Source organism: Kitasatospora sp. P5_F3 (genome assembly GCF_054049135.1).
In genome coordinates this window covers 35,482-42,796 of sequence record NZ_JBFUMY010000001.1, presented here as the reverse complement: position 1 = coordinate 42,796, position 7,315 = coordinate 35,482, and the positions used below count along the sequence as shown (strand labels likewise).

7 protein-coding genes are annotated in these 7,315 nt (G+C 73.2%); all 7 read right to left on the bottom strand.

Annotated elements, in window-relative coordinates; translation table 11 throughout:
- Positions 1-16: 16 nt before the first annotated feature.
- The 7 genes from ACXJMZ_RS00125 to ACXJMZ_RS00095 all read right to left on the bottom strand — a co-directional run bounded on the left by ACXJMZ_RS00125 (position 17) and on the right by ACXJMZ_RS00095 (position 7,104).
- Entirely contained in the window at positions 17-238 is a 222-nt protein-coding gene (locus ACXJMZ_RS00125; RefSeq protein WP_184912013.1) for an MbtH family protein, read from the bottom strand.
- Between the two features lie 111 nt (positions 239-349).
- Positions 350-1,768: an amidase family protein gene (locus ACXJMZ_RS00120; protein WP_457027863.1), complete on the bottom strand. Its 1,419-nt coding sequence runs from the start codon at positions 1,766-1,768 to the stop codon at positions 350-352.
- A complete protein-coding gene (locus ACXJMZ_RS00115; protein WP_457027862.1) occupies positions 1,761-3,020 on the bottom strand; it encodes an MFS transporter in 1,260 nt (419 codons plus the stop codon). The genes ACXJMZ_RS00120 and ACXJMZ_RS00115 overlap by 8 nt, the downstream gene beginning before the upstream one ends.
- Entirely contained in the window at positions 3,013-4,299 is a 1,287-nt protein-coding gene (locus tag ACXJMZ_RS00110; protein WP_457027861.1) for a glutamate synthase-related protein, read from the bottom strand. Before ACXJMZ_RS00110 ends, ACXJMZ_RS00115 begins: the two co-directional genes overlap by 8 nt.
- The gene (locus ACXJMZ_RS00105) at positions 4,296-5,312 is read right to left on the bottom strand and encodes an asparagine synthetase A (protein WP_457027860.1); all 1,017 of its coding nucleotides are present in this window, start codon (positions 5,310-5,312) and stop codon (positions 4,296-4,298) included. Before ACXJMZ_RS00105 ends, ACXJMZ_RS00110 begins: the two co-directional genes overlap by 4 nt.
- Positions 5,309-6,619: a methylaspartate mutase gene (locus ACXJMZ_RS00100; protein ID WP_457027859.1), complete on the bottom strand. Its 1,311-nt coding sequence runs from the start codon at positions 6,617-6,619 to the stop codon at positions 5,309-5,311. The genes ACXJMZ_RS00105 and ACXJMZ_RS00100 overlap by 4 nt, the downstream gene beginning before the upstream one ends.
- On the bottom strand, positions 6,616-7,104 hold the full coding sequence (locus tag ACXJMZ_RS00095; protein ID WP_457027858.1) for a cobalamin B12-binding domain-containing protein: 489 nt from the start codon (positions 7,102-7,104) through the stop codon (positions 6,616-6,618). Before ACXJMZ_RS00095 ends, ACXJMZ_RS00100 begins: the two co-directional genes overlap by 4 nt.
- Between the last annotated feature and the right edge of the window lie 211 nt (positions 7,105-7,315).

The window sequence follows — 7,315 nt, the reverse complement described above, 5'->3', positions numbered from 1 at the left end:
TGCGGATGAGTGAAGGTCAGGAACTCTTGGCGTACGGGCTGCCGGCGATCAGGCTGGCGGGCCGCAGGTCGGTCCAGTGCTCCTCGATGTAGGCGAGGCAGGCGGCCCGGGGAGCGGCGTCCTGCACGGTGTTCCAGCCGGCCGGGACCTCGATGGTGGCGGGCCACAGGGAGTGCTGGTTCTCGTGGTTGACCAGGACCAGGAACTGCCCGTCCTCGTTCTCGAAGGGGTTGCTCATCTCGTCCTCCTGGGACTTGTCGAATTCGCTGACGGGGAAAACGCTATGAGCGTTTCCGGGCCGTTCGGGGAAGTAGCGCAGGGCAGTTGACCGGCAGTTCCGCCGGCCGTCTCAGCGCAGCGCGGGGGTGCGCCGGACGGCGCAGGTCTCGGCCAGCCGGAGCGCCACCGGCAGCAGCCGGTCCAGCGTGGGCGGGCCGAACACCGAGAGGCCGACCGGGAGTTCACGGAAGTGGCCGACCGGCAGCGAGATGTTCGGATAGCCGGCCAGTGCGGCGGGGGTGGAGCTGCCGGGGGTGCCGGGGTCGCCGAGCTCGTAGTCGAGGACGGGTGCCGGTTCGTTGGTGGCCGCCAGCACGGCCTGGACGCCGTACCGGCGCATGGTGCGGTCGAGCAGTTTCCTGGCCTGTTCACGCGAGCTCTGCCGGGCCTGTCCGGCCTTGGCCCGTTCCGCCTCGCCGATCAACTGGGCCTGCTCGAACAGGTCCTGGTCGAAGAGCGAGAGCTCCACGGGGTCGGCCCGGTTGCCCTCGATCAGCTCGGCCAGGGTCTGCGGGCAGCCGGGACGGCCGCGCAGGTACGCCTCCAGGCCGGGGCGGAACTCCGCGTACATCGCCAGCAGCCCGTCCTCGACGGTCTGCCGCTCCAGGGCCAGGTCGATCGGCACCACCGCGACCCCGGCCGAACGCAGCGCCTGTACCGCGGAGTCGAGTACGGCGTCCACCGCGCCGGGCATCCGGGGCACCCGCCAGAGGCCGACCCGGAGCATCGCCCGGTCGGGCTCGGCGGGGGGCCGCCCGGTCAGCGCCGCCAGCGCGAGGGCGGCGTCGCCGAGCCGGGCGGCCAGCACCCCGACGGTGTCCTGGACCGGTGAGATCGGCACGATGCCGTCCAGTGGCAGCAGTCCGGTCTCGGGTTTCACCCCGACCACCCCGCACAGTCCGGCCGGGCCGACGATCGACCCGTCGGTCTCGGTGCCGAGCGCCAACGGCGCCATTCCGGTGGCGACCGCCACCGCCGAGCCGGCCGAGGAACCGCCGGGGCTGCGGTCCAGCCGGTACGGGTTGCGGGTCTGGCCGCCGGCTCCGGACCAGCCCTCGGTGGCCTGGGTGGAGCGGAAGTTGGACCACTCGGAGAGGTTGGTCTTGCCGAGCACCACCGCGCCCGCCGCCCGCAGGCGGTTGACGATCCCGGCGTCCCGGCGGGGCGGGTTCCCGGCCAGCAGCCGGGAGCCCGCCGTGCCCGCCAGACCGGCGGTGTCGATGTTGTCCTTGACCAGGACCGGGATACCGTCCAGCGGGCCGCGTTCGGTCCCGGCGGCGTATCTGCGGTCGGCCTGGGCCGCCTGCTCCAGGGCGCTGTCGTCCACCGCGAGGACCGCCCGCACCAGCGGGTCGACCAGCTCGATCCGGTCCAGGCAGCGCCGGGTGAGCGACACGCTGGTCAGCTCTCCGGCGCGCAACTTCCGGTGCAGATCGGGGAGTTCGGGGAAGGTCGAGGTGCTGCGGTCCAGGTGTTCGGTGTCAGTCAAGGCGGACACCCCGCAGGCTGGGGGCGCCGACCACGATCAGGGCGGCGGCGACCGCGAAGGCGGCGAAGACCGTCATCGCGGTGCTGAAGCCGAGCAGCGTCACCATGGTGCCGACCGCCACGTTGGCCAGTGGGGCGCAGGCGAAGATGGCCAGCGAGAGCACCGACATCACCCGGCCGCGCATCGCGGGCTCGGTCCAACGCTGCGCCATCGACACCAGCACCAGGCCGAACTGACCGGTCACCAGGCCGAGGATGCCGTACAGCAGCATGCCGAGCGGGAGCGAGTCGATGAAGGCCATCGCGGTCAGGCAGACCGCCGAGGCGGAGACCCCGAGGGTCAGCACCAGCCCGCCGCGCCGGCCGGGCGGCCAGGCCATGGTGACCACCGAGCTGGCCACCGCGCCGACCGTGTAGCCGGTGAGCAGCAGGCCCGCGCCGGTGGCGCCCGCCTCGAGCCGGTTGGAGAGCAGCACCAGGCCGATGTTGACCGGCGGGGCGCAGGCCAGCTCGGTCAGCGCGATCACCAGGATCACCAGCCGGATCCGGCGCTCCTTGCCCAGGTAGCGCAGCCCGTCCAGGAGCATCTCCTTGAACGGCGGCTTCTCCCCGGCGGGTGCCGCCGGTGCGACCGGCTCGCGGGTGTACCGCACCCGGGAGGAGGCGAAGGCGGAGAGCAGGAAGCTGGCCGCGTTGGCCACGGCCACCAGTGGGACGCCGCCGAGGGCGATCAGCCAGGCGCCGATCGGGCCGCCGGCCGCCTGTCCGCCCCGGATGCCGAAGACGAACAGCGCGTTGCCCCGGACCAGGTCCTTGTCGGCCAGGATGAGCGGCTTCACCGAGCCCGAGGCGGGGATGAAGAAGGCGCTGATGAAGGCCAGCAGCAGTGCGGCGCCGAGCAGGATCGGCACCGACGGTGTGCTCAGGCCGACGGCGAGCGCGGCGGCCAGCATCACCACGCCGCGCAGCAGGTCGGTGATCACCATCACCCGGCGCGGCCCGCTCCGGTCGGCGATCACGCCGCCGCCGAGCAGTCCGATCAGCCGGGGCAGGCTGGCCAGCATCAGCACGGTGCCGGTCATTGCCGGGCTGACGTCCCGGATCAGGGTCCAGGTCAGTGCCACGTACCAGGCGGAGTCGCCGAGTTGGGACAGGCTCATCGCCCCGGTGAAGGACAGGTAGTTCAGGCCGAGCGGCCCGTCGGCGCGCTTGGGCACCGGTTCGTTCTCGGTGCGGGGCAGGGTGTCAGCCATGGCGGAGTACCTCCGGGATTCGGTGGGCCGGGGCCTCGGCCAACGGCGCGGGGGTCGGCCAGACGTCCTCGGGACCGAGGGCGGCGGGGGCGTACTTGCCGAGCGAGCTGATCAGCAGCCGCAGTTCGAGGGCCAGGCAGTCCACCAGCCTGGTCAGGCCCGCCTCCGGGTCCTCGTCGGTGGCCAGCAGGGCGGCCCGGCCGAGACCGGCGGCGGTGGCGCCCAGGGCCAGGCTCTTCACCACCCGGCTGCCCTCCCAGAACCGGCCCGAGGTGAGCAGGCAGTCGGCCCGCGGGCCGATCCGGGCCAGGCACTCGCCGAGCGGCAGCCCGGAGTGCGCGATGGTGGCGACCGGCGCCCAGCCGGTGCCGCCCTCGGCGCCGTCCACGGTGACCGAGTCGGCTCCGGCGGTCCAGGCGATGTCGGCGGCGAGCGCGACGTCGCGGCCGGGGTGCAGCTTCACCCAGACCTTGACCCGGGGGTAGTTGTTGCGCATCAGCCGGATCTGCTGACGCAGGATCTCCTCGGTGAAGGTGCCCGGGCTGCTGCACCGCAGCACCCGGTCGGCGTCCGGGCCGAACACCTCGTCCAGCGCGAACTGTTCGTCCACCCGGGCGGCGGCGGACCGGTCCAGCACGGTCATCCCGCCCAGACCCGGCTTGGCGCCCTGACCCACCTTCAGCTCGAAGGCCAGCCGGCCGCTGTCCAGCAGCGGCTGGGCGGCGGGGTCGCTGTAGACCAGGTTCCAGACCTCGGCGTCGGCGTCCTCGGTGCTCTGCTGCACCGCCACCCCGCCCAGCCCGTCCGGGAGTTCGTCCAGGTAGGCGGCGATCCGGCCGAGCGCGGTACGCCGGGTCTGCTCGCCGCCCCGGCCGTAGCCGCTCATCGGCACGATGTTCTCGCCGATCACCATCGGGATGCCCAGCCGCCCGGCCTGCCGGCTGGCGGCCAGCACCTGGCCGGTGCCGGCCGCCCGGGTGGAGCCGAAGGCGGAGAGGTAGAGCGGCAGGGTGGAGCGCAGGCCGCCGATCACGGTCGCCAGTGCGACGTCGGTGTGCAGCGGCTCGCGGCCCAGCTCGATCAGCTTCTCCAGCCGCTGCGGCATGAACACCGGTGGGGTGATCCGCAGTTGGTCCAGCGGGTCGTCCGAGCGGGCGGGATCGGCGCCGAACAGGGTGTGGCCGTAGTGGGCGTCTGCCGGGAAGGCGGCGGCCGCACCGAGCCTGGCCCGCTCGCGGACCGCCCGCTCCGGGAAGCCCCTGCTGCTCAGGCCGGTCACGGCGACACCACCCCGGGCAGCTTGGGGAAGGCGTTGGCCTGCCAGGCACAGTCCAGACCGGCCAGGTAGCGGGTGAACCGCTCGACCCCGATGCCGAAGCCCGCGCTGGCCGGGATGCCCTCGCGGACCAGCTTGAGGTACCAGCCGTACTTGGCCGGGTTCTCGCCGGTCTCCCGCATCCGGGTGACGATCCGGGCGTAGTCGTACTCGCGCTCGCTGCCGCTGCACAGCTCGCCGTAGCCCTCGGGCGCCAGCAGGTCGAAGTTCCGCAGCACGCCCGGGTCCTGGGCGCTCTCCCGGTCGTAGAAGCCGCGCGAGCCCTTCGGGTAGTCGGTGACGAAGAACGGCTGGGCGGCCCGGCCGGAGAGCAGTGCCTCGCCCTCCCAGTCGATCTCGGCGTCCGGGTTCTGCGGGTGCCCGAGGCCGATCAGCTCGGCCACCGCCTCGGCATGCGTGCGGCGGCCGAAGGCCTGGTTCAGCAGGGCGGTGAAGACCGAGGTGTCCCGGCCCAGCGCCGCGAACTCGGCGGGCAGGTCGGTGACCACCCGGGAGACGATGTGCCGGACCAACTCCTCCAGCACGGCGGTGATCTGGTCCCGGGAGGCCCCGGCCATCTCCACGTCGATCTGGTGGAACTCGGCCAGGTGGCGGCTGGTGTTGGCGGTCTCCAGCGGCTCCAGGCGGACGTTCGGCGCGATGCAGAAGATCTTCGGGAAGGCCAGCAGCGAAGCCTGCTTGTAGAGGATCGCACTGGTCATCAGCTTGTACTTGTGGCCGTAGAAGTCGACGTCCACCTGCTTGGAGCCGCGCCCGCCCGGGTCGGTGACCGGGCCGATGATCGGCGGCAGCATCTCGGCGAACCCGGCGCCGGTCAGGTACTCGCGGGCCGCCGCCAGCATGTGCTGCTGGAGCCGGAGCACGGTGCGGGTGGTCGGCGAGGTGAGGTGCTGCCGGGGGTCGGCCGGCGGGAGCAGCAGCCCCCGGGTGGTCGGGGCGTCGGCGGTGGTGGTCATCGGGCGTACTCCTTCTGCGGGGCGGGGGTGGTGAGTTGGCGGAGGCCGGCGGTCTCGACCGCGAGCCGGTCGAACCGCTGCTGGACGTAGGAGAGCGAGCCGAGCAGGCCGGCCGAGGTCATCCGGCCGACGCCGCGCCCGGTGCCGCGCACCGGCATCGCGCCGGTGTCGGACCAGTGCAGCCGCCCGGCCGAGTCGAGGTAGCTGCGGGCCCGGCCGGCGTTGTCGGGGTGCAGGCAGTACGGGACGTCCAGCACCCCGAGCGCGAACGCCTTGGTGAGTGCCCGGCCGAGATCCCGGTCCAGGTCGAGCACGGCCTGGACCAGGCCCAGGGCCTCCTGGTGGATGCCGGTGTCCTGGACGCTCGCGGTGGGCCTGACCTGCTCGGAGGCACGGGCGGCGGCCTCCAGGGCGGTGACGTTCTCGGCGATGGTGGGAATCCGGTGCGCCTCGGCGGAGGTCTTCACGATCAGCCGGGCCGCGCCGGTGCGCACCGCGAGCCTGGCCGCCTCCTCGAGCAGCAGCCGGGCGCCGCCCGGGGTGCGCGGGTAGACGCCCATGTAGGCGTAGATGACGAGGTGCCAGTCAAGGTCGCCGAGCAGGGCGGCGGCGATCCGGCCGAGGGCGGTGACCGCCTCCTCGTCCTGCTCCGGGTGGGTCTGCTGGGCGTAGCTCAGCGAGACGCTGCGCAGCCCGTGCTGGCGGAAGAACAGCGCCTCCAGCACGCTGATCGCCACCAGCAGCCCGGGCGGGGCGAGTTGGCCCATCATGCAGCCGCCGAAGGTCTCCAGGTGCGGCTCGGCGCCGTGCTCGCGCAGCCGGGCCAGGATGGCGCAGCTGGCCTCCCAGTTCGCCACCGACTGCTCGATCGGGGTCCGGCTGTAGGGCAGGCAGTAGGAGATCGGCCCGCCCTCACTGGCCGTCAGACCGGCCGCCACCACCGCCTCCAGGATGTCCTGCGGCGCGGCCGAGCCGTGCCGGACCTGGACCGGGAAGCCGGTACCGGCGATCCCGTCCGTGACGGCCCGGGTGGTGGCGGTGCTGTACGCCACGATCGGGTAGCCGTTCAGCGGTACGCCGTCGGCCAGCGCCCGGCGGGCCGCCTCGTGGTCGCCGACCCGGGTGTAGCTGTCCAGCGTGATGGTGCCGACGGTGCTGGCGTCGGCCCGCCGGGTGGCCAGCAGGCCCTCGCGCATCAGGTACGGGTCGCTCATCCCCATCCGGGGCTGCACCACCAGGTGGCCGGAGCGGCGGGCGGCCTGCACGAAGCCGCCGAACGATCCTGCGGGCAGCACGGGCGGGGTCATCGGACACCCCCGGCCGGCAGGGCCCGGCGGGCGCCCGGCAGCGCCCGGACGAATTCGTGGAAGCCGACGATGCCCGCGCTGTCCTCGAACACCGCGTCGAAGCCGGCGTCCACCAACTCACCGACGTGCGAACCCTGTTCGGCACCGGAGATGCCGAGCTTGCCGCCGATCACGATCGGGGTGGTGCGCAGCTCGGCGCAGTCCCTGAGCTGCCCGATCACCCGGCGGCCGTCGTTCAGGCCGTGGCCGTTGACGGTGGAGAGCACGATCAGGTCGGGGCGGCGGGACCGGCACTCGTCGACCATCAGCTGGTCCGGCACGCAGGAGCCGAGGTTGGTCACCCGGTGGCCGAGCTCCTCCAGCAGCAGCTGAAGGTAGATCAGGTTCCAGGTGTGCGCGTCGGAGGCCACGCTGGTGACCACGACGTCCAGGCCTTGGGTGCCCGGTCCGAGGGCGGGTGGGCAGGGGTGATTGTCCAGCTCCATGATCGACTCTCACAGGGGTGATGGTGGGCTCGCCGAGCGGCGGGGTGCGGGATGCGGGGCGCAGGGCACCGGCCTGGTCGGCGGAGGCGCTCCGGTGGTGGCGCCAGCAGCAGACGCTAGGCAGCGGAGCGGGGCGGGCCAGGCAGTTGGGACCGGCAGCAGAGCGGCGGTTCGGACTCTGCCGCTCGGGCGGCAGCTCGGTCCGAGGCTC

What these genes read in the sequence shown, in the direction of transcription:
- ACXJMZ_RS00125 (WP_184912013.1), bottom strand. Translation starts at nt 238, where the DNA reads ATGAGCAACCCCTTCGAGAACGAGGACGGGCAGTTCCTGGTCCTGGTC.
- ACXJMZ_RS00100 (WP_457027859.1), bottom strand. Translation starts at nt 6,619, where the DNA reads ATGACCCCGCCCGTGCTGCCCGCAGGATCGTTCGGCGGCTTCGTGCAG.
- ACXJMZ_RS00115 (WP_457027862.1), bottom strand. Translation starts at nt 3,020, where the DNA reads ATGGCTGACACCCTGCCCCGCACCGAGAACGAACCGGTGCCCAAGCGC.
- ACXJMZ_RS00105 (WP_457027860.1), bottom strand. Translation starts at nt 5,312, where the DNA reads ATGACCACCACCGCCGACGCCCCGACCACCCGGGGGCTGCTGCTCCCG.
- ACXJMZ_RS00095 (WP_457027858.1), bottom strand. Translation starts at nt 7,104, where the DNA reads ATGGAGCTGGACAATCACCCCTGCCCACCCGCCCTCGGACCGGGCACC.